Origin of the sequence: Collinsella sp. TF10-11AT (assembly GCF_003437565.1) — a bacterium.
GTDB lineage: Bacteria > Actinomycetota > Coriobacteriia > Coriobacteriales > Coriobacteriaceae > Collinsella.
In genome coordinates, this window is record NZ_QSQW01000004.1 from 80,617 (window position 1) to 107,608 (window position 26,992).

General features: G+C 62.6%; 20 protein-coding genes. 12 read left to right on the plus strand and 8 right to left on the minus strand.

The window, feature by feature from the left end:
* The first annotated feature begins 212 nt into the window (after nucleotides 1–212).
* The 7 genes from DXC99_RS04140 to cobK are packed head-to-tail and all read left to right on the plus strand — an operon-like array spanning nucleotide 213 to nucleotide 6,575.
* Nucleotides 213–965: a histidine phosphatase family protein gene (locus tag DXC99_RS04140; protein WP_233505665.1), complete on the plus strand. Its 753-nt coding sequence runs from the start codon at nucleotides 213–215 to the stop codon at nucleotides 963–965.
* A complete protein-coding gene (cbiB, locus tag DXC99_RS04145; RefSeq protein ID WP_117629339.1) occupies nucleotides 965–1,939 on the plus strand; it encodes an adenosylcobinamide-phosphate synthase CbiB in 975 nt (324 codons plus the stop codon). The genes DXC99_RS04140 and cbiB overlap by 1 nt, the downstream gene beginning before the upstream one ends.
* Entirely contained in the window at nucleotides 1,936–3,159 is a 1,224-nt protein-coding gene (locus DXC99_RS04150; protein ID WP_158551636.1) for a histidinol-phosphate transaminase, read from the plus strand. The genes cbiB and DXC99_RS04150 overlap by 4 nt, the downstream gene beginning before the upstream one ends.
* A complete protein-coding gene (locus DXC99_RS04155) occupies nucleotides 3,152–4,651 on the plus strand; it encodes a cobyric acid synthase (protein ID WP_233505666.1) in 1,500 nt (499 codons plus the stop codon). Before DXC99_RS04150 ends, DXC99_RS04155 begins: the two co-directional genes overlap by 8 nt.
* A complete protein-coding gene (locus DXC99_RS04160) occupies nucleotides 4,648–5,163 on the plus strand; it encodes a cob(I)yrinic acid a,c-diamide adenosyltransferase (protein ID WP_117629342.1) in 516 nt (171 codons plus the stop codon). The genes DXC99_RS04155 and DXC99_RS04160 overlap by 4 nt, the downstream gene beginning before the upstream one ends.
* On the plus strand, nucleotides 5,164–5,805 hold the full coding sequence (locus tag DXC99_RS04165) for a precorrin-8X methylmutase (protein ID WP_117629343.1): 642 nt from the start codon (nucleotides 5,164–5,166) through the stop codon (nucleotides 5,803–5,805).
* Nucleotides 5,802–6,575: a precorrin-6A reductase gene (gene cobK, locus DXC99_RS04170; protein WP_117629344.1), complete on the plus strand. Its 774-nt coding sequence runs from the start codon at nucleotides 5,802–5,804 to the stop codon at nucleotides 6,573–6,575. Before DXC99_RS04165 ends, cobK begins: the two co-directional genes overlap by 4 nt.
* Before the next feature lie 232 nt (nucleotides 6,576–6,807).
* Here cobK and DXC99_RS04175 read toward each other — a convergent pair whose 3' ends face one another.
* From DXC99_RS04175 to metK, 6 genes are all read right to left on the minus strand, one after another.
* Nucleotides 6,808–8,022 (minus strand): ABC transporter permease, encoded by a 1,215-nt coding sequence (locus DXC99_RS04175; RefSeq protein WP_117629345.1) that lies wholly within the window; start codon nucleotides 8,020–8,022, stop codon nucleotides 6,808–6,810.
* On the minus strand, nucleotides 8,019–8,792 hold the full coding sequence (locus tag DXC99_RS04180; RefSeq protein ID WP_055250391.1) for an ABC transporter ATP-binding protein: 774 nt from the start codon (nucleotides 8,790–8,792) through the stop codon (nucleotides 8,019–8,021). The genes DXC99_RS04175 and DXC99_RS04180 overlap by 4 nt, the downstream gene beginning before the upstream one ends.
* Nucleotides 8,792–10,201, minus strand: a complete 1,410-nt coding sequence (locus DXC99_RS04185) for an efflux RND transporter periplasmic adaptor subunit (RefSeq protein ID WP_117629346.1) — start codon at nucleotides 10,199–10,201, stop codon at nucleotides 8,792–8,794. Before DXC99_RS04185 ends, DXC99_RS04180 begins: the two co-directional genes overlap by 1 nt.
* Nucleotides 10,202–10,333: 132 nt before the next feature.
* Nucleotides 10,334–12,049 carry a L,D-transpeptidase gene (locus tag DXC99_RS04190; protein WP_158551639.1) on the minus strand — a complete coding sequence of 572 codons (1,716 nt, stop codon included), beginning with the start codon at nucleotides 12,047–12,049 and terminating at the stop codon, nucleotides 10,334–10,336.
* A 149-nt stretch (nucleotides 12,050–12,198) separates the two neighbouring features.
* Nucleotides 12,199–13,806 carry an L-serine ammonia-lyase, iron-sulfur-dependent, subunit alpha gene (gene sdaAA, locus DXC99_RS04195; protein ID WP_117629348.1) on the minus strand — a complete coding sequence of 536 codons (1,608 nt, stop codon included), beginning with the start codon at nucleotides 13,804–13,806 and terminating at the stop codon, nucleotides 12,199–12,201.
* Nucleotides 13,807–14,149: 343 nt separating this feature from the next.
* Nucleotides 14,150–15,430, minus strand: coding sequence for a methionine adenosyltransferase (metK, locus tag DXC99_RS04200; protein ID WP_117629349.1), 1,281 nt, complete (start codon nucleotides 15,428–15,430; stop codon nucleotides 14,150–14,152).
* A 220-nt stretch (nucleotides 15,431–15,650) separates the two neighbouring features.
* On the opposite strand from metK, the gene gltX reads away from it, so the two are divergent.
* From gltX to DXC99_RS04225, 5 genes are all read left to right on the plus strand, one after another.
* Nucleotides 15,651–17,126 carry a glutamate--tRNA ligase gene (gltX, locus tag DXC99_RS04205; RefSeq protein WP_117629350.1) on the plus strand — a complete coding sequence of 492 codons (1,476 nt, stop codon included), beginning with the start codon at nucleotides 15,651–15,653 and terminating at the stop codon, nucleotides 17,124–17,126.
* Nucleotides 17,127–17,336: 210 nt separating this feature from the next.
* Entirely contained in the window at nucleotides 17,337–19,790 is a 2,454-nt protein-coding gene (priA, locus tag DXC99_RS04210) for a primosomal protein N' (protein ID WP_117629351.1), read from the plus strand.
* An 18-nt stretch (nucleotides 19,791–19,808) separates the two neighbouring features.
* Nucleotides 19,809–20,345: a peptide deformylase gene (gene def / locus DXC99_RS04215; RefSeq protein WP_117583490.1), complete on the plus strand. Its 537-nt coding sequence runs from the start codon at nucleotides 19,809–19,811 to the stop codon at nucleotides 20,343–20,345.
* Between the two features lie 330 nt (nucleotides 20,346–20,675).
* Nucleotides 20,676–21,596 (plus strand): methionyl-tRNA formyltransferase, encoded by a 921-nt coding sequence (gene fmt / locus DXC99_RS04220; protein ID WP_117583491.1) that lies wholly within the window; start codon nucleotides 20,676–20,678, stop codon nucleotides 21,594–21,596.
* The gene (locus DXC99_RS04225) at nucleotides 21,593–22,993 is read left to right on the plus strand and encodes an RsmB/NOP family class I SAM-dependent RNA methyltransferase (protein ID WP_117583492.1); all 1,401 of its coding nucleotides are present in this window, start codon (nucleotides 21,593–21,595) and stop codon (nucleotides 22,991–22,993) included. Before fmt ends, DXC99_RS04225 begins: the two co-directional genes overlap by 4 nt.
* A 160-nt stretch (nucleotides 22,994–23,153) precedes the next feature.
* Here DXC99_RS04225 and DXC99_RS04230 read toward each other — a convergent pair whose 3' ends face one another.
* Entirely contained in the window at nucleotides 23,154–23,390 is a 237-nt protein-coding gene (locus tag DXC99_RS04230) for an FmdB family zinc ribbon protein (protein WP_117583493.1), read from the minus strand.
* Nucleotides 23,391–23,478: 88 nt separating this feature from the next.
* On the minus strand, nucleotides 23,479–26,775 hold the full coding sequence (locus DXC99_RS04235; protein WP_117629352.1) for a 4-alpha-glucanotransferase: 3,297 nt from the start codon (nucleotides 26,773–26,775) through the stop codon (nucleotides 23,479–23,481).
* Nucleotides 26,776–26,992 lie beyond the last annotated feature (217 nt).

The window sequence follows — 26,992 nt, forward strand, 5'->3', positions numbered from 1 at the left end:
GGACCTTCGTGCGCGAAAAACTCGGGTTCGCGGCGGACGATTTCGTCGATGCGGCGCAGCTTGCGGAGGGCGGCGTGCCCGCGGCTTTTGCCGGCCGCGTCGCATACCGTGCTGAGGAACTCGTACGCGCGCTCGACGCTGACCGGGCGCTCGAGCGGCTGATCGGCTTCGACGCAGTGATTCTGCCCTTGGTCGGCTCGGGGGTCGTCCCCATGAGTGCGGAAGACGCCCAATGGCGCGAGCGCGCGGGGCGCCTGGGATGCGCGCTCGCTGCGCGCGCCGACGTCGTCGTGCGCATGACGTGCGGGATTCCCCAGGTCATCAAAGGAAACCTTGCCGATGCACCTCGAGGGACGCAGGGCGCGGGTGCGCCTTTGGAAGTCGTCTTCGTGCGCCATGGTGCCACGGCGGGCACGGAAGACCATCGCTACAGCGGGGCGGGCACCGACGAGCCCCTGTCGAGTGCGGGCGAGCGCGCTTTGCGCGACCTCGCGTGCGATCGTGACGTGTTCCGTGTTATCACGAGCGGCATGGCCCGCACCGACCAGACGGCGCGCATCCTCTTCCCGAACGCGGAGCTTATGGCGTGCCCCGGTCTGCGCGAGATGGATTTCGGCGACTTCGAGGGGCGAAGCGCCGCCGAGCTTAAAGAGGATGCGCGCTATCGCGCCTGGGTAGACTCCTGGTGCGAGACGCGCTGCCCGCATGGCGAGGACAAGAGCGATTTCACCCGCCGCGTCGTCGCGGCGTTTCGGGAGGCGTGCAAATCGGAGCGCGCCCAGGGGAGCGGGCGCGCCGTCTTCGTCGTTCACGCGGGTACCGTGAAAGCGCTGCTCTCCGAGCTAGCTGTCCCGAAAATGGGATACTTTGACGTGCATACCGAGCCGGGCGGCGCATGGGCCGCCACCTGGGATGGGCGCTGCCTTCGCGACGTTCGCTCCGCTTCGGGGGGCGATGCCCGGTGATGACGATTCTTGCCGTCGCCGCCGGGTTCGCGGCCGACCTTGCCTTCGGCGACCCGCGCTGGCTTCCCCATCCCGTCGTTGCCATGGGGCGTGCGATCACGTGGGCCGAAGGCCGCCTGCGGGGCGCATTCCCGCAAACGTCCGCGGGCACGCGCGCCGCAGGTCTTGTGCTCGCCGTGGCGCTTCCGCTTGCGTGTGGGCTTTTGACCTGGGGCATCCTGCATCTTTGCGGCATGGTTCACTCCGGCTTGCGCTTCGTTGCCGAGGCATGGGCGAGCTATCAGATTCTCGCGGCATGCGAGCTGCGCCGCCAGAGCCTGGCCGTGGCCCGCGCGTTCTCGAAGGGCGGCCTTGTCGCGGCGCGCGAAGCCGTCGGGCTCATCGTGGGACGCGACACGTCTGTTCTCGACGAGCACGGCGTCGCGCGTGCCGCCGTGGAAACGGTGGCGGAGAACGCGAGCGACGGCGTCATCGCGCCGCTTTTCTACCTTATGATCGGGGGTGCGCCCTTGGGCATGGCGTACAAGGCGGTGAACACGCTCGACAGCATGGTGGGCTACAAAAACGAGCGCTACATCGACTTCGGCTGCGCTTCGGCGCGCCTCGACGATGCGCTGAACTGGATTCCCTCGCGCTTATCGGCTCTGCTCATGATCGCCGTGTGCCCGATCGTTGGGCTCGACGCGCGCGGGGCGGCGCGCATCTGGCGCCGCGACAGGCGTCGCCATGCGAGCCCGAACGCGGCGCAGACCGAGTCAGCGTGCGCGGGCGCGCTCGGGCTGCGCCTGGCAGGACCCGCGGTGTATTTCGGCAAGCTCGTTGAGAAACCGACGATAGGCGACGCGTCCCGCGAAATCGAGTGGGGCGACATCGCCCGGGCGACAAGGCTCATGCTCGCCGCGTCCGTATGCGCGCTTGTCGTCTTCGGTGCTGCGCGCGCGGCGGTCGTGCTCGCCGTGGGGGCGATGGCATGAGGGAAGACCACGTCGCGCCCCGGGCTGCCGGGGGAATCCTGCGTGCCCGTGCGCATGGGGGCAGCACGCAATCGCTCGGCATCGCTTGCGAAGGGGGCGCCTCCGACCTCATTGACTTCTCGGTGAACGTGAATCCGGCAGGCCCCTCGCCGCGCGCCGTCGCCGCAGCTTGCAAGGCGCTTTCTCGAATCGACGCCTACCCCGATAGGGAAAGCCTCGCCCTCGTTCGCGCCCTAGCGCGCGCCCAGGGCATTCCCGAAGATACTATCGTCTGCGGCGCGGGCGCGTCCGACATCATCTGGCGGCTCGCCGCGGCGGTGCGCCCGAAACGCATCGTCGTGTGCGCGCCGACGTTCTCTGAATATGCGGAGGCGGCATCGTACTACGGCGCATGCGTGCAGGAGTTCCCGCTCTCCGAAGCGGACAACTTCGACGTGCCCGCCTCCTTCGCCCGCGCGATCGAGGGGCCGAGAGACGTGGCGTACCTCTGCAATCCGAACAACCCGACGGGGCGCCTCGTCGACCCCCGTGTGATCGATGCTGCGGCCTGCCGCTGCGAGCAGGTGGGCGCGATGCTCGTCGTGGACGAGTGCTTTCTCGGATTTGCGCCCGACGCCCGCGAAAGGAGCGTGGCCGCACGCGCCGCGTGTTCGCGCCATGTGGTCGTGCTCTCCGCGTTCACCAAGCTCTACGGAATGGCGGGGTTGCGGTTGGGATATCTGATCAGCGGAAACGCCCAACTCATCGAGGGGATTCGCCGGGCGGGGCAGGCGTGGCCCGTCTCCTCGGTCGCCGAGGCCGCGGGCATCGCCGCCCTGGAGGACGTTGAATACGTCTCGCGCACGCGCGATGTATTGGCGGGCGAGCGAGCGTGGCTTTCCCACGAGCTCTCCTCGCTCGGGCTTTCCGTCGTGCCGTCGGATGCGAACTTCCTTTTAGTCCGCACGCCGGCGAAAGACATCCCCGAGCGCCTGTATAAACAGGGGGTTTTGGTCCGCACGTGCGACTCGTTTTCGGTACTGTCCCGTTTCTGGTGCCGCGTCGCGGTGCGCACGCGCAAGGAGAATGCCCGGCTTGCGATGGCGTTCAGCCGTGCGCTTCGGGCGGAAGGCGCATCGGGTGAAGGCGAACCCGACGAACGGGGCGGCGCTTCTTGCAGCGGCGCTATGGCGGGCGCGGATGGCCGAGGCTCGGCGAAGGAGGTCGATACCCGTGGGTAGGGCGAAGCCCATCATGATCCAGGGCACCATGTCGAACGCGGGGAAGAGCCTGCTTGCGGCTGGGCTGTGCCGCGTACTTTCGCAGGACGGCCTGCGCGTGGCTCCCTTCAAGAGCCAGAACATGGCACTCAACAGCGGTGTCACGGCCGACGGGCTCGAGATGGGGCGCGCCCAGATCATGCAGGCCGAGGCGTGCGGCATCGCGCCTGACGTGCGCATGAACCCCATCCTGCTCAAGCCTGAAAGCGGCCACCGAAGCCAGCTCATCGTGGCCGGCAAGGCGCAGGGAGCCTTCGCTGCGAGGGACTACTTCGCGCGAAAGAAGGCGCTCATGCCGCAGATTTTGGAGGCGTTCGATTCGCTCGCGGAGGAAAACGACGTCATCGTCATCGAGGGCGCCGGCAGCCCCGCCGAAATCAACCTTGCCGAAAACGACATCGTCAACATGGGGCTCGCGCGCGCCGTGTCCTCCCCCGTGCTGCTCGCGGGCGACATCGACCCGGGCGGGGTGTTTGCCCAGCTCTACGGCACGGTCGCGCTCCTTGCGCCCGAGGACCGCGCGCTTTTGCGGGGGCTTGTGGTGAACAAGTTCCGCGGCGATGTGGAAATCCTGCGCCCGGGTTTGGCCCCGCTCGAGAAGATGTGCGGGGTTCCCGTCGTGGGGGTCGTGCCGTATCTTACGCTCGACCTGGACGACGAGGACTCGCTCGCGCCGCGCCTATCTGCCCGCGAGGCGCGCGGCGTCATCGACGTCGCCGTCGTGCGTCTTCCGCATCTGTCGAACTTCACCGACTTCGACCCGCTTTCGCGCGTGCCCGGCGTGGGCGTGCGCTACGTTTCTTCGACGACCGATCTGGGCCGACCCGACCTGGTGGTGCTTCCCGGCTCGAAGACTACGCTCGACGACGCGCGCTGGCTTGCGGCTAGCGGCATCGGGGCCTGTGTACGCGCGCTTTCGGGCACGGGCACGCCGGTGCTCGGCATATGCGGAGGCTACCAGCTTTTGGGAGACGAGCTTTCCGACCCGCACGGCAGGGAAGGCGCTGGCACCGCGCGCGGGCTCGGGCTCATCCCTGCAAGTACGGTGTTCAAGGAGGAAAAGCGCCTCGCCCAGTCGGAGCTGCGCATCACGGGCGCCCAAGGCGCGTTCTCGGCGTGGAACGGCATGACGGCGCGCGGGTACGAGATTCACGACGGCGAAACGACCGTCTCCTGCGCTCCTGCGGGCACGATTGGCGGCAAACCAGAAGGCGCGGCCTGTGGAAACGTGTTCGGAACCTATCTCCACGGCCTGTTCGACGAACCGGGGGTGGCGCTCGCCCTCGCGCGCTCGCTCGCGCGCATGCGCGGCCTGCCCGAGAACGTCGTGGGTGCTGCGGGCGCGGCGTCCGCGGCCGATCACCGTGCGCGCGAGTTCGACCGCCTGGCCGACGTCGTGCGCGGGGCGCTCGACATGGAGTATGTCTACCGCATTATCGAGGAGGGCGTATGATCCACGTGTATCATGGCGACGGCAAAGGCAAGACCACGGCGGCGATGGGCCTCGCCCTTCGCATGCTCGCTGCAGGCCGCCGCGTCGTCGTCGTGCAGTTCCTGAAAGACGGCGAAAGCGGGGAGGTGCGCCTGCTCGCCGAGCATTTCGGCGTGCCCGTGTTCGCGGGGAAGGTGTCGGACAAGTTTACCTGGTCGATGACGTCGGAAGAACTTGCCGCGACGTGCGAGCTGCACGATGGGAACCTCGCTTCCGCGCTCGCCGAGCTCGAGGGCGCTCAGGAGGGGCTGCTCGTGCTCGACGAGGCGCTCGACGCGCTTTCGAAGGGGCTTGTCGACGAGGCGCTCGTGGACCGCGCGCTCGATATGTCCGCGCGTGGCGTCGAAGTAGCGCTCACCGGGCGCGCGCCTTCCCGCAAAATCGTGGAGAAGGCCGACTACATAACCGAGATGCGGTGCGAGAAACACCCCTACTCTCAGGGGATATGTGCAAGGGAAGGAGTGGAGTACTAGATGGATTCCAAGGAGATGGCGCCCGGCGACATCGAGCGGCGCAGCTTCGAGATCATCACCGAAGAGCTCGGCAGCCGCACGTTCCCGCCGCTCGAAGGGCCCGTCGTTAAACGCGTCATCCACACCACTGCCGACTTCTCGTACGCCGATTCCCTCGTGTTCACCCATGACGCTGCGCACTGTGCGCTCGACGCTCTGCGTGCAGGGGCCACGGTGCTCACCGACACGAACATGGCGCTCGCAGGCATAAGCAAGCCCGCGCTCGCGAAGCTCGGCTGCAAGGCCGTGTGCTACATGGCCGACCCTGATGTCGCCGCGGCTGCGCGCGCCGCGGGCACGACTCGCGCCGTTGCGAGCATGGACAAAGCTTGCGGCATCGAGGGTCCGCTCATCGTGGCCGTCGGCAACGCTCCCACAGCACTTCTGCGCCTCGCCGAGCTCATGGACGCGGGGAAGATCGCGCCCGCGCTCGTCGTTGGGGTGCCGGTCGGGTTTGTGAACGTGGTCGAGGCGAAAGAGGAGCTACTCGCACGACGCGTGCCGGCCATCGTCGCGAGGGGTCGCAAGGGCGGCTCGACCGTGGCGGCTGCCATTATGAACGCGCTGCTCTACCAGATCACGCGCACAGGCGGCCCGAAGTGACGGCTCCCGCATCCGCGCCGGCGCTGCGCATCTTCGCCGGCACCACCGAGGGCCGCCTTCTGTGCGAATGGGCGAGCGGGGCGGGCATCCCCGCCCGTGCCTACGCGGCAACAGAGTACGGAGGCGAACTTTTGGGCGAGCTTCCGGGCATCGAGGTGCATGCGGGCAGGCTCGACGAGGCCGACATGGAGCGCGAGCTTTCCGGCGCGCGCATCGTCGTCGACGCCACGCACCCCTTCGCTACGCTCGCAAGCGGCAACATCCGGGCCGCTTCGCTCGCCGTGGGTGCACGATGCCTGCGCCTTGCGCGCCCGGTCGAGGCGCTGCCCAAAGGCGTCGTGTCGGTCGCGTCGATCGCCTGCGCGGCGCGCTTTCTCTCCGAGAACCCGGGTCGCGCTCTTCTCACGACGGGGAGCAAGGAGCTTGCTCCCTACACGCGCGTCGCCGATTTCGCGGAGCGCTTCTTCGTGCGCGTGCTCCCGCTGCCCGGTGCTATAACGAAGTGCATCGACGCGGGGTTTTCGCCGTCGCACGTCATCGGCATGCAGGGGCCCTTCACCCGCGAGCTCAACGAGGCGATGCTTCGGCAGGTGGGCGCCCAGTGGCTTGTGACCAAGGACTCGGGAACCGTAGGCGGCACGGCCGAGAAGCTCGCCTCCGCGCGCGACGTGGGAGCGCGCTGCATCGTGGTCACCCGTCCCGCCGAGGGAGGCGGGGCCCTTTCGCTTCGGGAAGTGGAAGACGCGCTCTTACGGGAGTTCGCGCGCTAGGCGCTTGCCGCGCCTGCGCGCCCTCCCGCCCGCGAGGAGGAGCGCCCCGTGCAAGCTCGACCCGTACAAGCCCGTCATCCATCAATAGCTCGAGGACGACGCCCAGAACTGGCGCAAACAGTCCTTCAATAAGTTGCGGTGAAATAGTGTCTGTTTTTGCTGCTAGATAGCATATTCGGTTCCTAATTCACCGCAACTTGTTGGTGGTGGCTTACTGGTAGCTGGTGGTGGCTTACTGGTAGCGTAGGCACTCCACCGGGTTGAGCTTTGCCGCGCGGCGAGCGGGGTAGAAGCCAAAGATTACGCCGATGCCGACGGAGACGCCGAAGGCCAGCAGCACCGTGGCGATTGAAAAGCTCGGTGTGATCTCCCCACTGGCACCGAGCTCGTTGAGAACCCCTGATCCTGCGGCAAACATCGCGAGGCTCCAGGCCAGCAGATAGCCAATCAGGACACCCAGCAGGCCACCGGTGACGCACAGCGCCGAGGACTCGGCCAAAAACTGCGCGGTGATATCGCGGCGACTGGCGCCCAAGGCACGGCGAATACCGATCTCGCGGATGCGCTCAGTCACGTTGGTAAGCATCATATTCATAATGCCGATTCCGCCGACAAGCAGTGAGATACTGGCGACAGCGCCCATGATGAGCGAGAAGGCGCCCATAAACGAGTTGAGTGCATCGATGGCGCTTTTCATGGAGGTCGCCGATACGCTGTCGTACTCATCATCCTCCGAGATGCCCTTCATCGCGCGCACCTTAGACTCGATGGTCTTGCAGAGCTCGTCCATGTCTGTGCCCTCGGCGGCAAGTGCCGTCACGCTGGGGAATGAAGGATTCTCGTCGCCAAACAGCCCGGCGATGGTTTCGCGTGGCATATACAGCGTGAGCGAGCCCATGGAGTCGCTGCCGCCATCAATCACGCCTACAATCTGCACCTCGCCGTTGGAGACCTTAATAGTCTTGCCCACCGCGTCCTGTTCGTTGCCGTAAAGCTGATCGGCGCCGCCACGGCTGATGAGCGCCACGCGCGAGCCTGATTGGGACTCGGCCTGGGAATAGGTGCGCCCCGCAACGAGCTTGCTGGCTCCCACGGCGTCGAGCATGTCGCTATCGACACCCTGTGCCATGACGGTATAGCTTTTATCGCCGGTCTTGTATTCGGTATACCCGCTGTCGACAATGCCGATCTGCTCTATCTGCGGCACCAGTTTTTGAAGCTTTTCGATGTCCGACTCGGTGAGTTCTTGCGACGAATAGATTTGCACCATGCGCGCCGCATTGAGGCCCAGACTGTTGACCAGGCTGTTTTGGATTCCGCCGATGAGCGAAGTCATGGCGATAACTGAGGCGATGCCGATGACAATACCCAGGATGGTGAGCAGGCTGCGCCCCTTGTTGGCCTCGAGCGAGTGAAGGGCTTCTTGGACAAGATCGCGGGTGCTCATGCCTTCGCTCCTTTCGGCTGATTGGTGGTTGCAGAAATCGCGGGCAGGTTTTTGACGGCCCCGCGTAACGTATTCGGTGTATGCGCGACATATGCGCCGTCATGGATTCGCCCGTCACGGATGGTTACGGCTCGATCGGCCTCGGCGGCGATGCCGGGGTCATGCGTGATGAGTACGATGGTCTTGCCGCGTTTCTGGAGCTTGTGGAAGGTTTCCATGACGAGCGCCCCGGTTGTCGAGTCTAGATTTCCCGTTGGCTCGTCGGCCAAAATGATGGGCGGGTCGTTGACGAGGGCGCGCGCGATGGCGACGCGCTGCATCTGTCCGCCCGAGAGTTCCGATATGCGGTGGTCCCAATGGTCGACCGGCAATGTGACGGCTTGCAGCGCGTGCACGGCGCGCATCTCGCGCTGGCTACGCGGCACATTGGTGTAGGACAGCGGCAGCATGACGTTTTCGATCACCGTCAGACGCGGCAGCAAGTTAAAACTCTGAAAGACAAAGCCGATGCTCAGCGCGCGCACCTCGGTGAGCTCATCATCGTCGAGCTCGGCGACGTTGAGCCCTTGCAGGAAATAATCACCCGCCGTCGGCTTGTCCAGGCAGCCCAGGATGTTCATGAGCGTCGACTTGCCCGAGCCCGAGGGGCCGGTGATGGCGACGAACTCACCGGGGTTCACCGCCAGGCTCACGTTGTGCAGGATGTGGGCGCAACCGGCCTCGCTCTCAAAGATGCGGTGCACGTTGCGGATGTCGATGACGGGACGCATTACTTGCCCTCGTCGGCAGACATATTGTCGCCGCCGTCTGCCGTCATGCCTGTGCCGGTATCCGTCACAATGGTGTCGCCGTCGCGTAACTTGGTAACCGGGACGTCTGGGTTGATCTCGTTGCCCTGGTCGTCGCGCTTGACCTGCGTCTTACCGACTACAGCCTCGTTGTCGTTTTGCGTCACGACGGTCACCTTCACGCGGCGCGTCTTCTTGCCTTCCGAATCGGTGGCCAGATTGACGTAATAGTGCTCGCCATCTTCGGTCATCAGCGCCATGGTCGGCACCATAACCACGTCGTCGAGCTTCTCGGTCACTACCGAGACCTCAGCAGTCATACCCGGCTTAAGGCGACTGTCGGGTGCTTCGATGAGGATGTCGACGTTAAAGGTTACGCTGCCGCCGCCGGAGTTGGAGTCGGAGTTTGCCACCGAGGCGATGGCCGTGACCGTTCCCTGGCTCACGATATCGGGAAACGCTGGATAGGTCACGTTGGCGCTCTGGCCCACGGCGATCTTGGCGATATCCTTTTCGCCCACCTGCACGGTCACCTTCATCTTGGACAGGTCGGCAATCTGCATGCACTGCTTGCCGCCGCTTGTATCGCTTTCGCCCATGATCATGCCGCCTGTTACCGTGGCGCCCACCTTGGCGTTGAGCTCCACGATGCTGCCCGAGCTGGGGGCCTTTACGGTGCGCTCGGCCGCCTTTGCAGTTGCCTGTTCCAGCGCTGCCTGGGCCGAGGCGAGGTTGCGCTGGGCGGTCGAGACGGCATTTGCGTTGGCGTTTGCGTCCGATGGACCGGTCGATCCGTCACTGTCCGTTGTCGGTGCGGCCTGTGCGGCCGCGAGTGCCACCTTTGCATTGTTCAGGTCTTCCTGGGCGGCCGCGACCGCGCGCTGCGCCTCGGAAACAGCGCTATCGAGCGCGTCGTTCTTAATGGTCATGAGTACGTCGCCCTCGTTGACGCTCTGTCCGGCCTGCATGTTGATCTTTTCAACCGTACCGTCGACAGAAGGGGAGACGACCGATGCCGAGATGGGCTTAAGCTGCCCCTTGGCTTCGACTGTGGTGGTAAACGTGCCTTCGGTGACCATGTCGGTCACCGGTCCGTTGGTGCCTGCGGGTTGCGCGTTGATGACCAGCGTTGCGATGATGGCAATGAGTGCGATGGCAACAACGACACCGACGGCGATACCGCGTCGGATGAGCTTTTTGCGCCGACGCTCAGCACGCTTTGCCTTGAGCTTTGCATAGGCTTCTTCATCGGAGATATCGGTCGAATCGTCGAGACTCGTTTGGGGCTGCTTGGTGTCTGCAGCGCTGATAATCGGCAGGGTCTCGGTGGCATCTTGGGGCATGCGATCGGAATCGTCAGGACCCGGATTGATCGTGGGGACCTTGGACATAGCGTCTCCTTTATCGATATGGCTCCGATAAGTATATACGCCCGTCGCGATGGGCGGGCGTATAGAAGTTGCGGATGACGGTACTGTAAGTTTTGTCGCCGTGCTGTTTACTTGTTGTAGACGTTAGCTGCGTTACGAGTGCACGACCACGCAGAGGCCGACTTTGATGCGCTCGTGGAGCGACTTGGCATCGGCCAGACGCAGGTTGATACAACCGTGGCTACCGCACCACTTGTACGATTCGGCGTTATCGAAACTCGAATCGTTTTGCCAGGTGGCGTCGTGGAATCCGACCATATTGCCCTCGAACGGCATCCAGTAGCTTACCGGGCTCTCGTATTTGGGCTTGCCGGTCTCGGGGTCCTTGGCACCGATAAGCTTGCTGGCGCCATTGTTGCTGTTGATCTGCCATACGCCCTCGGGGGTGGCGTCCTCTCCCGGCTTGCCAGAAATAAAGTTGGCCTCCCAAACGATATTACCGTTCTCGTCATAGTAGCGCGCGTGCTGCTCGGACAGATCGACGTCGATATACGCCTTCCAGTCGGGCTCTCCCTTTGCGGTAAAGGTGTCGGCCTTCTGGGAGTACTTGATCTCGATTTCGCCGGTCTGCTTGTTGTTAATGGCGTCCTCGACCTGCTTGGCGAGCGAGCTGCTGTCGATGGACCAACCAAAGTCACCGCCTTCGACGGCACACTGCTTGCCATCGGCGCGCGTCCACCAGCGAGTGGAGCCCACGGTATTAAAGCCGTTGGCGAGCTCGGCTGCCCAACTGCTGATCTGCGACGTATCGAGCGTGGGGTTGGCCGGATCGGCAAAGCTGATCCACTGCAATACGGAGCTGCCATCAACCTTGCCGGCATCCTCGCCGTTGAGCTTGAGGGTCACGTTGACGCCCAAGAAGTTGTTGGCGGCATCGCATGCGGCCTGAATCTGATCATCGGTCAGCGTTCCATTGAGCGGCTCATAGGCATCGTTGCCGAGCTTGGAAAGATCTACGGTCTCGGCCAGCGAGGCAAGCTCGAGCTCGGCATACTTAATGACATGCTCGCGGTTGAGTTTTTCGTTGGAGCGCGCCTTCTCGACGGTAAACTTGCCGGCCTGCTCGTCATAGGAGCTATTGGCCTCGAACGCGCCCGAACGCCCCTCGTTAAACTCGTCGATGGCGGCGCCCAGATCCTTCTCAAACTGCTTTTGGTCAAAGGTGTCGGAGAGCATGGACAGGTCGACGTCTTGATCAAGATCGACTTCGTTGGAGCTAGCGGTTGTTTTGGTCTTGCCGCTTAAGGATTCTACAAGGCGAACCGGCCATACAATGGCTTCGTTGCGGCTGATAATCTCTTTTGCGGCAGCTTCGCCGTCGACAATGGGCTCCTCGGACTCGGGCTGATAGGTCCAGCTAAAATCATCGCCTGTCACGGTGAGCTTATAGTGCTTCCAAGCCGAGTTGACCTTGGTGGCGGCAGACGAAGCGTTGGAGAACGAGACATCGACGCCGGCGATAGTGGTGTTGGGGTAGGCTACCTGCGAAAACGCTACAACGCCTACGATATAGACAATGACGATAAGACCCAGAACGACAAAGAGCGTCGTCTTTTTGCCCGACTTATTGTTCTCGGCGGGTTTGCGTGCGGGGCCGCGATCGCCTCGAGCGTGCGTGGGGGGCTGCTTGGGCGCATTGCCATTTGCCTGGCGCTGCTGATGCTGCTTGTTCGGACGTTGGGAAACGTTTGCCGCACCTCGCTGCTGACCGCGGCTCGGCGCGATAGGACGCGGCGACTGAACGCCGCCGGTGTGCCTGCTCGGCTGCTGCGGATCGGGAATCAGTTGAGTTCGATCGTTTTGCGACATCGTATGCATATCCTTCGGATTTCGCCTTGCGGCTCATCGTGTTTTTACTGGGCTTGCATTATAGCGATTACCCAGTTGTTTGTGGTATGGAAACGGTGGCATTCAAAAGAGGTGGGACATTTGTCCCACCTTCGAGTCTTTCTTTGTCGCTATCCGCACTCACCGCATTTTGCACAGGCCGAAAGTGCGGCCGGAGCCTGCGCGATGCCACCCTTTGCCGTCTCGCGCAGCGTGGCCGGCAACGCGTGGCCCACGGAGAGCATGACGTGCGCCATCTGGTCAAACGGCACCAGGCTCTTGATACCGGCAAGTGCAAGCTGCGCCGAGCTAAATGCCGCGGCCACGCCGATGGCATTGCGGTTTTGGCACGGCACCTCCACGAGGCCGCCCACCGGGTCGCAGACCAGGCCCAGCAGGTTGCTCAGGGCGATGGAGCTGGCGTCGAGTGCCTGCTCAGGCGTGCCTCCGAGCATCTGCACCAGCGCGGCGGCGGCCATGGCGGCCGCGCTTCCCACCTCGGCTTGGCATCCGCCCTCGGCGCCGGCGACGCAGGCGCTCGTGGTGAGGTTGAGGCCGATGGCGGCGGCGCAGTAGAGGGCGTCCATGACTTGCTCATCGTCCAGTTGCAGATGGTCGGCGAGCGCCAGCACGCAGCCGGGCACGACGCCTGCGGAGCCGGCCGTGGGGGCGGCGACGATCACTCCCATTGTGGCGGAGCGCTCAAGGACGGCCATGGCGCGGGCCACGGCATCGGTCTGGACGGCGCCCATCAGGCTTACGCTCAAGTCGTTGCGGCCGGTGGCATCAACGAGCTTGGCCTCGCCGCCGATAAGCCCGCCGAGCGAGCGCTGAGGATTGGCGATGGGGGCCGTGGTCTCCTCGCGCATGACGTCGAGCACGCGGCGCATGGCGGCGACGGCGTGGGCCTCGCCGGTCAGGCGCGCCTCGCGAACGGCCATGACGGCGCCGATGTTGAGGCCGAGTTCGGCGCAGGCGTCGAGCAACTGCGCACCATCGTCAAAGATTTCCTTGGCCGAAACGCCGGGGGAGAGCGACGAGGCCGAGCCCGGGAGCTCGATAAAGGTGGCGTAGTTTACATTGTCGAGCTTGCGCAGCATGGGGATGACGGTGTCGTCGGGGGCGCCATCGGTTTCAAAGACGGAGTATGCCTGGCCGCCCACCTCGGTGCGGTAGGTGCGGCAGAAAGCGATGTTTACATGTGCGTAGGCGAGCAGGTTCGTGAGCGCGGCGAGCACACCGGGGACGTCCTGGTGGGCCACGAAGAGCGTGGAATACATGCCCGAGATATCGACGCCGACGCCGTTGATGCGGCTGATGCGCATCTTGCCGCCGCCGAGGCTCTCGCCGCGGACCTGCGCCGTGGCGCCCGTATCGTCGGCCATGTCGATGTCGACGGTGTTGGGATGGATGGAGGCGTCGTCGCCCTTAATTTCAAAGTGGTAGTCGAGGCCCTGCTCGCGTGCGAGGTCGAAGGCCTGCTTGATGTTCTCGTCATCGGTGTCGAGGCCCAGAATGCCCGCGACGAGAGCGCGGTCGGTGCCGTGGCCGCGGTAGGTGTGGGCGAAGGAGTTCCACAGGCCAAAGGTGACTTTGGTGATGCGGCCTTCCAGCAGGCTGGCGGCAACTTGTGCGCAGCGCAGGGCGCCGGCGGTGTGCGATGAGCTGGGGCCGACCATGACGGGCCCCAAGATCTCGAATGCCGAGGTCGTAGCTAGTGTTTGCGGCTTGCCTGCCATATGCGCTCCTGTTCTATCCCGTCGTTCCGAGGGACGGGGCATACTCTGTCCCGCCGTTCCGAGGGCTTTAGTATTTGGTCGCCTGCTCGGACAGTCCTGCTCGCACGGAGGCCACATTAAGTGGCCTCCGGCTCGTGCGGAACTCGCGATCGACCAAATACTAAAGCCCTCGGAACTTAGGATACATGGTTGGAGTCGCTCTGCTGCGAAATTTATAGGCCTATGACCTATTCCATGTCCCAGGTCGGCTCATCTTCACCACCTTTAAATAAAAAAGAAGTACCGGTTGGAGCCGGTACTTCTTTTGGTGCGTTGTTTCTTGGCTGTAGCTTTTGCCGTTAGCTTAAAGTCCGCAGGCTGCTTTGAGTTCTTCGACTCGGTCGGTATTCTCCCAGGTGAAGTCGGCGTCTTCGCGGCCGAAGTGGCCGTAGGCTGCCGTCTTCTCGTAGATCGGTCGACGCAGGTCCAGGTCGCGGATGATTGCGCCCGGGCGCAGGTCGAAGGTCTTCTCGACGGCCTCGACGATCTTGTCCTCGGCAACATGCGCGGTACCGAAGGTGTCGACCATGATTGAGAGGGGCTTGGAAACGCCGATGGCGTAGGCGAGCTCGACTTCACAGCGGTCGGCCAGACCGGCGGCGACCACGTTCTTGGCGACCCAGCGCGCGGCATACGCGGCGGAACGGTCGACCTTGGTGCAGTCCTTGCCGCTAAAGGCGCCACCGCCGTGACGGCCGTAGCCGCCGTAGGTGTCGACGATGATCTTGCGGCCGGTGAGGCCCGTGTCGCCCATGGGGCCGCCCACGACAAAGCGACCGGTGGGGTTCACGTAGATCTCCGCGTTGTCCCACGGCATGTTCTCGGCGGCCATGACCGGGGTGATGACGTGTTCGATGAGGTCGGCCTTGATCTTGCCCATGTCCTCAATCTCGGCGGCGTGCTGCGTGGAGATGACGATGGTCGTGACCTCCACGGGCTTGCCTTCCTCGTAGCGCACCGTGACCTGGGTCTTGCCGTCGGGGCGCAGGTAGGGCAGGGTTCCGTCATGGCGCACGGCAGCCAGGCGCTCGGCCAGGCGGCTTGCCAGGTAGTGCGGCATGGGCATGAGGGTCTTGGTCTCGTTGGAGGCATAACCGAACATCATGCCCTGGTCGCCGGCGCCGATCAGGTCGATCGGGTCGGTGGTAGCGCCGGTCTGGGTCTCGAAGGACTCGTCAACGCCCTGGGCGATATCGGGCGACTGCTCGTGGATGAGGCTCATAACGCCGCAGGTGTCGCAGTCAAAACCGAACTTGGCACGGTTGTAGCCAATGCGGCGGATAACGCCGCGGGCGATTTCCTGTACGTCGACGTAGGCCTGGGTGCGAATTTCGCCGGCAACGATGATGGTGCCGGTGGTCACGAGGGTCTCGCAGGCGCAGCGGACGTTCTCCACGTTGGCAGGCACGCCGTTGGGGGCGATGTAGCCCTGCTCCTGGAGCTCTATTTCTTTGGCGAGGATTGCGTCGAGGACGGCGTCACTGATCTGGTCAGCGATCTTATCGGGATGACCTTCGGTCACCGACTCCGACGTAAAAACAAAGGACCCGTGTTGGGGTGGAATGGAACGAAGTTCTTCTGACATGATTGTCCTTTCAAAAACGTGTTCCGGCGACCGTTACCATTCCGCCGGGCTCTCTATGCAAGGGCACATCATAGCGCGTAAATCAAACATTCACACCCTTTCCGCACCTACTCATTTAAGTCTGTCCCCAATGAGTGGGTCGGTGCCCTTTGTGCGGAGGTTGCTTTGTTGCTTTATACTGGTGCGGTTAGACATCCATCCTGCAATCGAGGAGATTTCCATGGCATCAGACGTTCGCGTCCGCTTTGCACCCTCACCGACGGGCAAGCTGCACATCGGCGGCGCCCGCACCGCTATCTATAACTGGGCTTTCGCCCGTGCTAACGGCGGCACGTTCATCCTGCGCATTGACGACACCGATCCCACCCGCTCTACCGACGAGAACACGCAGATCATCCTGCGCGCCATGCGTTGGCTGGGCCTGGACTGGGACGAGGGTCCCGAGGTGGGCGGAGACTTTGGCCCCTATGCCCAGACCGAGCGCCTGGACCTGTACAAGCAGGCCGCCCAGAAACTTTGGGACGAGGGCAAGGCCTATCCCTGCTTCTGCACCAAGGAGCAGCTCGACGCCGACCGCAAGGCCGCGCAGGAGCGCAAGGACCCCTTCCAGGGCTATCAGCGTCGTTGCCGCGATCTTGATCCCGAGGAGGCCCGCCGCCGCATCGAGGCCGGCGAGTCCTACGTCCTGCGCATCAAGGTGCCCGTGGACCGCGGCGACGTCGTCATCCACGATGCCGTCCACGGCGAGGTGACCTTCGACGCCAAGGAGCTCGACGACTTTGTCATCTTCCGCTCCGATGGCACGCCCACGTACAACTTCGCGACCGTCGTCGACGACGCCATGATGAAGATCACCCATGTCATCCGCGGCGACGACCACCTGTCCAACACCCCGCGCCAGGTCATGGTCTACGAGGCCCTCGGCGCGCCCGTGCCCACGTTCGCCCACATCTCCATGATCCTGGGCGCCGACGGTAAGAAGCTCTCCAAGCGCCACGGCGCAACTTCGGTGGAGGAGTACCGCGACGCCGGTTACCTTTCCGACGCCTTCGTCAACTACCTGGCGCTGCTCGGCTGGTCGCTCGACGGCGAGACCACGATCATCCCGCGCGATGTCCTAGCCAGCAAGTTCTCGCTCGACCGCATCTCCAAGAACCCGGCGACCTTCGATCCCAAGAAGCTCGATTGGGTCAATGCCGAGTACATCAACGGCATGTCCGACGCGCAGTTTGCCGATGAGATCATGGTCCCCAAGCTGCACGAGGCGGGTCTCATCGAGGGCAACGTCGAGTACGGCGAGGACTGGATTGATGCGCTTGCCGCCATCGTCAAGCCGCGCACCAAGATGCCGACCGACGCCGTGACCGTCGCCGCTCCCATCTTTGCTACGGCCGAGACGCTCGAGTATGACGAGAAATCCGTTAACAAGGGCCTGGCTAAGGAAGGCATGGGCGCCATTCTGGATGTCGCCAAGGCTGCGCTCGAGGGCGTGGACAAGTGGACTGCCGGGGCCATCGACGCCGCGCTTGAGCCGCTGCCCGAGCAGATGGACCTCAAGAAGCGCGTGGTGTTCCAGGCCGTGCGCGTCGCCGTCTGCGGCAACATGGTTAGCCCTCCGCTGGGCGAGACCATGGCGCTCGTCGGCCGCGACGACTGCCTGGCGCGTATCGACCGCGCTCGCACGATGGCGCTGTAGTAGACGCGCAAATGCATGTATCCGAGCCCCGTTCACCCGAGCGGGGCTCTTGTTTCTGTACCGATGAGTGGGTTGCTGGGACAAAATAATCAGTAGTGTTTGTCCCATGTTCGAGTGACGCAACGAGCTCGACACTCGTATCGGCCATGGGACAAACTCTACTGATTATTTTGTCCCACCCCTTTCAGGTCCGTTCGTTAGAGGTGGTGTATGGCTCAACAACTGTCGCTGTTTGGTTTGCCGGAACCGGAGGAAGCTCCGGTGAAGCCCAAGCCTGCCGCTGCCTCGGCTCAGTCTAAGCCTTCGTCCGAGCCCCCTGCCGCCTACGCGAGCGTGGTCCTCGACATCCCCACCCGTGCGCTGTCGGAACCGTTTGCTTACGGCATCCCCGAGTCCCTTGCCAACGAGGTCCAGATCGGATCCACGGTCCTGGTCCACTTTGGTAACCGTGCCGCCGCGGGCTATGTCGTCGACATTGCGCCTGATCTGGGCGATCTGCCGGGCAACAACGCCCTTGACCTTTCGCGCATCAAGCCTGTCGAAGCCATCCTCAGCAAACCGCTCTTTACCGCCGAGGCTGCACGCATTGCGCGCTGGATGAGCCGCGAGTATGTCGCGACGCTTTCCGAGTGCCTGCGCCTGTTTTTGCCACCGGGCGGCAGCCCGCGTGTGGTCAAGGGCGACGACGGCGTGTGGACGGTTGAACGTCCAGCCGTCAAACCCATCCAAAACCGCTGGGTGATGCTTACGCCCGAAGGCTTTGACTACACGCCACCCAAGACCGCGGTCCGCCAGCGCCAACTCATCGAGGCGCTCCAGTGCGGACCGGTCACGACGCGCGACCTCAACCTTCTCTATAACAGCATGTCGGCGACCATCAAGGCGCTCGAAAAACGCGGCGTTGTGGTGGTGGAAGAGCGCCGCGCCTGGCGTGGCTGCGGCGAGCAGACCACGCTGTCCTCGGCAAGCGGCAAAGCGCCGGTCTCCCTTACCAGTGGCCAGCAACAGGCACTCGCGCAGATTGAGCGCGCCCGTCTGGACGCTCATGGCGACGTGGTGCTGGTCGACGGCGTCACCGGCTCCGGCAAAACCGAGGTTTACCTCTCCGCCATCGAGCGCGTGCTCGCAGCCGGTCGCTCGGCCTGCGTGCTGGTGCCCGAGATTTCGCTGACGGCCCAGACCGTCGGCCGCTTCCGTTCGCGCTTTGGCGAGACGGTCGCCGTGTTCCATTCGCGGCTTTCGGCCGGCGAGCGCCTGGACCAGTGGGATATGGTTGCCAGCGGTGCGGCCCGCGTGGTCGTCGGCGCACGTTCGGCGCTCTTTTGCCCGCTTGGCGACCTGGGCCTCATCATCATTGACGAGGAGCACGAGACCAGCTACAAGCAAGGGTCCAGTCCGCGCTACCACGCGCGCGAGGTGGCGGCCGAGATGGCGCGGCGCTACCGCTGCCCGCTCGTGTTGGGCTCCGCCACGCCCTCGGCCGAGGCCCTCGACCACTGCCGCCGTGGAACGTATAACGGCACCACTTGGACGCGCGTCGAGATGCCCGAGCGCCCGGGACACGCCGTGCTGCCCGAGGTCCGCATTGCCGACCTGCGCCGCGAGTTTTCGCACGGTAGCCGTTCAATGTTCTCTAAACCGCTGATGGAAGGTTTGGAGCGCGTTGTAGAGCACCGCGAGAAGGCCGTGCTGCTGCATAACCGCCGTGGCTTTGCGCCGTTCCTGATGTGTCGCGAGTGCGGCTGCGTTCCCACCTGCAACCACTGCTCCACCGCGCTTACGTATCACGAGCGCACGCACACGCTGCAATGTCACACATGCGGATCCTCCTGGCGCGTGCAGCCGTATCCCGCGCCCACGAGTCGTTGCCCCAAATGTGGCAGTCGCTACCTGGCAAAAATGGGGCTGGGCACGCAGCAGATCGAGGACGCACTGCACCAGATGCTGCCCGAGGACGTCGCCATCATCCGCATGGATGCCGATTCCACGCGCGGCAAGGATGCGCACAAAAAGCTGCTCGAGCAGTTCGATGCTGCCGATTGCGCCGTGTTGCTGGGCACCCAGATGATCGCCAAAGGCCTCGACTTTCCCGAGGTCACGCTCGTGGGTGTGGTCAATGCTGACTTCGCCCTCAAGCTGCCGGATTTCCGCGCAGGGGAGCGCGCCTACGATTTGCTTGAGCAGGTCGCCGGTCGCGCCGGTCGCGGCGACCGCCCTGGCGAGGTCATCATCCAGACGTATCTGCCCGAGGATCCGGTCATTCGCGCCGTCGCCGAGCACGATCGCTCGATCTTTACCGACTACGACCTGGACCAGCGCCGCGACGCACTGTATCCGCCGTTCGTGCGCCTGGTTAACATTTTGGTGTGGTCGGCAAGCCGCGACGATGCGCAGGATTATATCGGGCGCATTGCAAAGCTTCTTAAGCGCCGCTGGCATGCCGCCGCGCCCGACTTTTTGCGGGCGGGGAGCGCCGTGCCCCAGGTGCTGGGCCCGGCTTCGTGTGTAATCGAGAGAGCCAAGGACCGTTACCGCTTCCATCTGCTTGTGAAGTCGCCTGTGGGGTACCATGTCTCTGATGATATCGACGCCTGCCTCAAAGAGGTGGGCTCTGTGCGCGGCGTGAGCGTGAGCGTTGACGTCGATGCCTATGATTTGATGTAACAACCCGAAAGGATGGCCATGGAAGCCAACGGAATCGTACTGTCGCCCGACCCTCGCCTGCGTCAGGAGTGCGCCGTGATCGAGGAGATCACCCCAGCGATCGAGGCGCTTGCCGAGAAGATGAAGAAGATGATGTTCGACAACGGCGGTTGCGGCCTGGCTGCTCCGCAGATCGGCGAGCTTATTCAGCTCGTCACCATTGACTGCGACTACAGCGACAAGAACGACTACGACCCGTACGTGCTCATCAACCCTGTCATTGTTGAGCAGAGTGACCATCTGGTGCCGTTTAGCGAGGGCTGCCTGTCCATCCCTGGCATTAGCTGCGAGATCGAGCGTCCCGACCATGTCGTCGTAGAGGCGTACGACTTGGACGCAAACCTGATTCGCTACGAGGCTACGGGCGATCTGTTCTGCGTGTGCCTGCAGCACGAGATCGATCACCTGCATGGCAACACTATGTTCGAGCGACTGAAGCCCATGCAGAGGCTCAAGGCCGTCAAGGAGTACCAGGACGCCCTGGCCCGCGGCGCTCGACCGGGCGAGACGGAGTAGGTTAATTGTCCGTCCCTGGGATGGGGCCCACACATATCATCCCGTGCTCAAACATTCTCGCTTTGCTGCGAAACTGCGCGCGGGACGATATGTGTGGGCCCCATCCCAGGGACTACGTTGTCGCTCTTCGTTTCGCCCGGGTGCCGTCGGGCCAGGGAGGGGCGTCTTCGCTGATAGGTGCTTTCTTGGGAGGGCTGCTTTTATGCGGCTCTTTCTTTGTTTTTGGGTATATTTGTTTCTGTTGAACTATTCTTGCGGCTGGGCGCGCTTGCGACCAGGAACGCTTTTTTGTAGCCGTCTCGGCTCGTTATTGAGAGGAGACTAACTTTTATGCGTATTGTGTTTATGGGTACGCCTGATTTTGCTGTGCCTTCTTTGACTTCGCTTGTTGAGGCTGGGAATGAGATTGCGCTTGTTGTTACTCGTCCTGATGCTGTTCGTGGGCGTGGTAAGAAGCTGGAGCCGTCTCCTGTTAAGGCTAAGGCGCTGGAGCTGGGGTTGCCGGTCATTGAGGCGAATCGTATGACGCCTGAGGTTGTTGAGGTGCTCCAGGCTGCCCAGGCTGATATTTTCTGTGTGGCTGCCTATGGCTGCATTTTGCCCGATGAGGTGCTGCATATGGCACCGCTCGGCATTGTGAATGTTCATGCGTCCTTGCTGCCTCGTTGGCGTGGGGCTGCTCCTATTCAGCGTGCCATTCTTGCTGGTGATGAGGTTGTTGGCGTTTCCATTATGCGCATTGGGCATGGCGTGGATACCGGCGCTTATTGCGCCCAGGCGTCTACGTCGGTTGCAGGCAAGCATGCCGAGGCACTGACTACGGAGCTTGGCGAGCTGGGCGGCAAACTGCTTGCCGATACGTTTCCTTCTCTTGCCGATGGCACCGCCGTGTGGACTGAACAGGATGAGGCGCTCGTTACCCATGCTGCCAAGATCTCCAAGCAAGAGATGCGTCTGGATCCGCACATGGCGGCGCTTGATTGCGTGCGTCATGTGCTGGCCTCGTCCGATACCGCGCCTGCTCGTTGCGTGATTGCCGGCAAGACCGTGCGCGTGCTCGACGCTGCGCCGGCTGATGTGTCGCTTGGTGAGGGGCTCGTCGCCATTCAGGCTAAGCGTGTTTACCTTGGCCTTTCCGATGGCTCGGTTGAGTTGCTCGAGGTTAAGCCTGATGGCAAGCGTGCTATGGCCGCTTCTGCTTGGGCTGCTGGCCTGCAGGGTGCCGATCTTTCGTGGGGTGTTTTGTCATGAGCAAGCTGTCTCCCGCGCGCAAGCTTGCGCTCGATGTGCTGATGGAGGCCGATCGCCGCGGCATGTACGCGCGCGACGTGCTCTTGTCCCGTGCTTCCGCCAGGGCCATTGACCAGCGCGATTCCGCTTTTGCCGCCCGCTTGGCGCTGGGTGTTGCCGCCACGCAGGGTATTTTGGACGAGCTGCTCGACCAGTTTCTCGATAAGCCCAAAAAGGTCGCTCCGCGTGTGCGCATGGCGCTTCGTATCTCGGCCTTCGAGATGCTCTACCTGCATACGCCTGGCCGCGTTGCCGTAAGTCAGGGAGTTGAGCTGGTTCGCTGCGGTGCTAAGTCCGCCGCTGGCTTGGCCAATGCTGTACTCCATAAGGTTTCAGACAATGTTGAGGACTTTGCTACTGCGTCCGATGTGGATGAGTCTGAGCGACGCTTGGTTCGTCTGTCGCGTCTGATGGGTCTTCCTCGCTGGCTGTGCGCTCGCATTATGGCGTCGTTTGACACGCCAGAGGGTGCGCTTAACTTTGCCGGCAATCTGGCCCCCGCGCCGCTGGCCCTGCATGAGAACGCCTTTGCGACTAATCCCGATCCGTATATCTCGCAGCTTGTGGCACCCGTGTTCCCGGGTTGCCATGCCCCGGTTGATGCCCAGGTTACCGTTGCTTCGGGTGCGTTTGAACGTGCTGCCGCGGTGGCATCTGATCTCAACGCGCAACTTATCGCCACAGCTGCCACGCGCCCTGGTAGCTGCCTTGAGATTGGTGCCGGTCGTGGCACCAAGACCTATGTGATGATGTGCCAGGCCAAGCGTACGGGCTATGAGCGTCAGCATACGGCGCTCGATCTGCATGATCGCAAGTGCGATTTGAATCTCGCTCGCCTGCATAAGGCTGGTATTCAGGGCGTTCGCACGGTTTCGGGTGATGCTTGCGAGCTTGATGAGGTGCTCACATCGTTTGATGCCATGCTTGGCGAGCCGGTTAAGTTCGACACGGTCTTTATCGATGCGCCGTGCTCTGGCACCGGCACCATGCGCCGTCATCCCGAGATCCCGTGGCGCCTGACCGAAAAGGATGTGACGGTTGAGCTACCCAAGCTGCAGCTGACGATGCTCAAGGAAGCCGCTGCGCGTGTGGCTGCCGGCGGCGAGCTCATCTATGCGACGTGCTCGGTCTTTGATGAGGAGAACACGCAGGTTGTGGATGCGTTCTTGGCGTCGCCCGAGGGTGCGGACTTTAGCCTGGAGCCGCTCTCCGAGGCGCAGATTCTGCAACTCCCCGATTTCGAGCAGGCCAAGAAACTGGTAGCCGTCCGTCAAAACGACCGTGGCCTCTTCCAAAGCGTCCCCGTAAACGCCGACTCCTACGACGGCCACTTCTGCGCTCGCCTGATCCACAACTAACTACTAATTTGCGGTGAAATAGGGATTGAATAGCGGCTTCTACCTGCCAAACTGTCCTTATTTCACCGCAATTCATAAGGAAACCTGGCCTGATAATTAGCTACCCATTGCGCAAAGAAATAGCCCCGCGATCGGTGTTGATCGCGGGGCTGATTGGTTTCTAGTGGCTGTGCGGGCAGTTGGCGCAGCAGCCACTCGTGGCGCTGGTGCTGGAGCCGCCGCTTCGCTGGTCGGTGTTGTAGAAGCCGCTGCCCTCAAACTTGATGCCGCTGGCCGAGAACGTCTTGGCGGCCGGAGCGCCGCAGTTGGGGCACACGACCTCGGGGGTCTCGGACATGGGATGCTCAACCTCAAACACGTTGCCGCAGCTCGAGCACTTGTAATCGTAGCGCGCCATAATACTTCCTTTTCAGCACAAAGCGGGCAGATTACTCTGCCCGCAAAAATTCAAACGTCTGTAACTGTACCCTATATCGGGCGTTTTATCACGCTTCGCCCCAGAATCTATGCGTGTTGCGCAGGAGCTGTGCGGTTTTGCTCTCGGCGGCCGCAACGTCGGCCTCGTCAGCCTGCCAGGTCCAGTTGCCCGTGGCCACGCCCGGTACGTTCATGCGCGCGTCGTCGCCCAGCCCCAGGACATCCTGCAGCGGCATCATCACCAGTGGAGCGTCGCTTGTCAGCGCGTCGCTCATCAGCTTGGCTGCCACCTCAACACCGCTCGGCTCGTCGCCGCCCGCAAAGGAGCGCGTGCACCAACCCGCGAGCGTCGACGTGTCATGCGTCGATGTGTACAGGATCTTGCCGGGCGTAGGGTGCACGCCGCAACGAACGTCGTAATCGCTAAACTCCAGTACGTCCATACCGGGGAAGCCGCAAGTCGAAGCCATGGCGCGAACGCCGGGCGTCAGGTAGCCCAGGTCCTCGGCGATAAAGTTGAGCGGCCCCAGCTCGTCATAGGCGGTCTGGAACAGGTCCTTGCCCGGGCCTGCCAGCCAACGCCCGTCGGCGCAGGCCTTACCCGCGGGAATGCTAAAGTAGCTGTGGAAGCCCAGGAAGTGATCCAGGCGCACACGGTCGTAGAGCGAGAACGCGCGACGCAGACGGTCCATCCACCAGCGGTAGCCGTTCTCCTTCATGTGATCCCAACGGAAGGTGGGGTTGCCCCACACCTGGCCCTCGGGCGCAAAATTGTCGGGCGGCGCACCGGAGATCTCGATTGCCTTGCCGGTATCGGACAGCCAGAAGTTTTCGGGCTCGCTCCACGCGTCGGCCGAATCGTCCGAGACATACATCGGGATATCGCCGATGACCTCGATGCCCTTCTTGTGCGCATAGTTCATGAGCTCGCACCAAGCCAGGTCAAAGCGGTACTGCATGTACGCCTGATGCTCGGCCTCGTCGTGGAAGCGCTTGTCGTCGATTAGATGCTCGTTGTAGCGTGCGACATCTGCCGGCCAATCATGACGCGATTCGCCTTCAAAGTACTTCTTGACGGCCATGTAGACGCAGTACTTCTCGAGCCAATCGGCGTTGCGATGCTTAAATGCCGTGTAGAGCGGGTCTGCATCCTCGCCGCCACGGGCCTTCCAAGTCTCAAAGTCGGCCGCCAGCTCCTCTTGGCTTTCGGGCAGCAGGTCAATATTGCCTGCAAAGGCCGAAGGCCCAGCGTAAGGGGAGCGGAAGAAGTCCGTCGGGTTGACGGGAAGAACCTGCCAGTAGCGCATGCCCATGGCGGCCAGATGGTCGATAAAGCGACGCGTGGGCACGCCGATCGTACCCGGCTTGCCATCGTCAGTCGGTACCGAGGTGATATGACAAACGACACCCGCGCCGTGATCGAGCGGCTCTTGCAGACGCTGCTCGGCATGGTGATAGATGATCGACGAACCCAGCGGATACAGATCGAGTGTGACGGTACCGTTGTGGATTTCGCATTCGTGGCCACTAATCACGTCACTCGCACATTCGCCGAGCGCCGGAATCGTTACGCGGTGCGAGTTGCGCAGGCTGCGGTTGATGATAACCGTCGCAGACTCGCCGTCCTTGTCCGTACGGTTGTAAGCAAGCACCTCATCATTGAGCGCAAAGGCCTTGATCTCGCCATCGATCATAAACGGCAGGGCGCGGCGCATGGCGGAGGCGTTCTTGACAATAGCCAGCGTGTCGAAGTCGTGCAGTTGGTCCTTGGTCGGCAGCGTGCGGCGATTGCCCGGATCGGTCAGACCCTCAAGGCCGTACTCGTCGCCGTAGTAGATCGAAGGCACGCCGGGGAACGTCATCTGCATAAGCGTGGCGAGCCAAAAGCGGCTCTTGGCCAGTCCCATCGCGTTCTCGTCCAGGCGCCACTTGCTGCGCTCGCTCTCGGGCAGCTGCGACTCGTCGGGGCCACCGCCGAGCACCGAGATGATACGCGGGCGGTCGTGGCTCGAAAGCAGATTGAGCGCGCAGGACAATGCCTCGCTCGGGTAGTTCTCGCGCAGGGTCTCGATATCCTCGGCGGCCTCGTAGGCGTTCTTGTAGCCCATCAAAAAGCCGATGACCATGTCGCGGAAGGGGTAATCCATGGCAGAGTCCAGCTCGGAGCCCTGCAGGTAGCGGCGCAGATGGCCGTAGCTAATCTTGTTGGAGGCGTCTTCCCAGACTTCGCCGAGCAACAGTGCGTCGGGCTTTTCGGCAAGTACCGCCTTCTTGATCTGGGCCAGGAAGTCGTCCGAAAGCTCGTCGGCCACGTCCAGGCGCCAACCATGGGCACCGGCGCGCAGCCATTTGCGGATCACGCCGTCCTTGCCCAGGAGCCGCTCGCGCACCAGTTCGGAGCTCTCGTTGATGGCGGGCATGTTGCCCACGCCCCACCAGCAGTCATACGAACCGTCTTCATGGAAGTAAAACGCATCGCGCCACGGCGAGTCCTCGCTTTGCCAAGCACCGACGCCGGGATAATTGCCGTAGCGGTTAAAGTAGATCGAATCGTCGCCCGTGTGGTTGAAGACGCCGTCCAGGATGATGGAGATGCCCAGCTTCTCGGCTGCCTTGCACAGCTCGGTAAAGTCCTGCTCGGTGCCCAGGATCGGGTCGATCTTGGTGTAGTCGGCCGTGTCGTAGCGGTGGTTACTCGCGGCCTCAAAGATGGGGTTGAGGTAGATGGCCGTAAAGCCTAGCTCGGCAATGCGGGGCAGGTCATTTTGGATACCCTTGAGCGAGCCGCCGTAAAAATCCCAGGTCTTGATGGAGCCGTCTTCGGCACGCTCGTACTCGGGCGGTTCGTTCCAGTCCTCGACCATGCGGCGCTGGATTCCGTTGCGCGGTTTTTCAACTTCGGCAAGCGTGCGTTCGCGCCAGTTTTCGTCGCGTGCATAGCGGTCGGGGAAGATCTGGTAGACCATACCGCGCTCGTACCAAGTGGGACGGTTCTCTCGGTGCTTGTAGACGGTAATCTGGAAGGACGGAACCTCGGCGTAGTTGTAGGTCACACCCTCGCCACCGGTGCGACCCTGCGGTGCACCCAGGCGTACCACAGGCTGGCCCTCGATGTTGCAGATAAAGCTGTACCAGATAAGACAGGGCTCAGTGCACTCAAGCTCTACGGTAAATATGCCGTCGCCCTCGTGCGTCATGGGATACAGGGACTCACCGATTTCATCGACCCAGGTGCGCAGGGTGAGCGTTGCCTGGTTGGGGTCGGCATCCTCCAAAATCACCGAGAGCGAAACGGAAGTTCCTGTGGTCACAGCGCCAAACGGAGTACGAAACTGCGACAGACGGCTGTTGTGAATCAATCTCATAATACGGTCCAGTTCAATAGAATCACGGCCTGCGGGCCATGGGCTTTACGCACAGGATGTAAGTATATCTGTTGTACACAGGCTGTATAAACAACATCCGTTTACCATCGGCGAACGGTTGTCCTAGAAAATCGTTTTACCATTCAAATTATCGCGATATTCAAAAATGCCTATACCGATACTATTTGTAGCCAAACAAAAGTACCCCGGTTTACTA

Bases quoted from the DNA above. Each gene is read 5' to 3' on its own strand.
- DXC99_RS04140 (WP_233505665.1), top strand. From the start codon at position 213: ATGAGTGCGGAAGACGCCCAATGGCGCGAGCGCGCGGGGCGCCTGGGA.
- cbiB (WP_117629339.1), top strand. From the start codon at position 965: ATGACGATTCTTGCCGTCGCCGCCGGGTTCGCGGCCGACCTTGCCTTC.
- DXC99_RS04150 (WP_158551636.1), top strand. From the start codon at position 1,936: ATGAGGGAAGACCACGTCGCGCCCCGGGCTGCCGGGGGAATCCTGCGT.
- DXC99_RS04160 (WP_117629342.1), top strand. From the start codon at position 4,648: ATGATCCACGTGTATCATGGCGACGGCAAAGGCAAGACCACGGCGGCG.
- DXC99_RS04165 (WP_117629343.1), top strand. From the start codon at position 5,164: ATGGATTCCAAGGAGATGGCGCCCGGCGACATCGAGCGGCGCAGCTTC.
- DXC99_RS04175 (WP_117629345.1), bottom strand. From the start codon at position 8,022: ATGAGCACCCGCGATCTTGTCCAAGAAGCCCTTCACTCGCTCGAGGCC.
- DXC99_RS04180 (WP_055250391.1), bottom strand. From the start codon at position 8,792: ATGCGTCCCGTCATCGACATCCGCAACGTGCACCGCATCTTTGAGAGC.
- DXC99_RS04185 (WP_117629346.1), bottom strand. From the start codon at position 10,201: ATGTCCAAGGTCCCCACGATCAATCCGGGTCCTGACGATTCCGATCGC.
- DXC99_RS04190 (WP_158551639.1), bottom strand. From the start codon at position 12,049: ATGTCGCAAAACGATCGAACTCAACTGATTCCCGATCCGCAGCAGCCG.
- sdaAA (WP_117629348.1), bottom strand. From the start codon at position 13,806: ATGGCAGGCAAGCCGCAAACACTAGCTACGACCTCGGCATTCGAGATC.
- metK (WP_117629349.1), bottom strand. From the start codon at position 15,430: ATGTCAGAAGAACTTCGTTCCATTCCACCCCAACACGGGTCCTTTGTT.
- gltX (WP_117629350.1), top strand. From the start codon at position 15,651: ATGGCATCAGACGTTCGCGTCCGCTTTGCACCCTCACCGACGGGCAAG.
- priA (WP_117629351.1), top strand. From the start codon at position 17,337: ATGGCTCAACAACTGTCGCTGTTTGGTTTGCCGGAACCGGAGGAAGCT.
- def (WP_117583490.1), top strand. From the start codon at position 19,809: ATGGAAGCCAACGGAATCGTACTGTCGCCCGACCCTCGCCTGCGTCAG.
- fmt (WP_117583491.1), top strand. From the start codon at position 20,676: ATGCGTATTGTGTTTATGGGTACGCCTGATTTTGCTGTGCCTTCTTTG.
- DXC99_RS04225 (WP_117583492.1), top strand. From the start codon at position 21,593: ATGAGCAAGCTGTCTCCCGCGCGCAAGCTTGCGCTCGATGTGCTGATG.
- DXC99_RS04230 (WP_117583493.1), bottom strand. From the start codon at position 23,390: ATGGCGCGCTACGATTACAAGTGCTCGAGCTGCGGCAACGTGTTTGAG.
- DXC99_RS04235 (WP_117629352.1), bottom strand. From the start codon at position 26,775: ATGAGATTGATTCACAACAGCCGTCTGTCGCAGTTTCGTACTCCGTTT.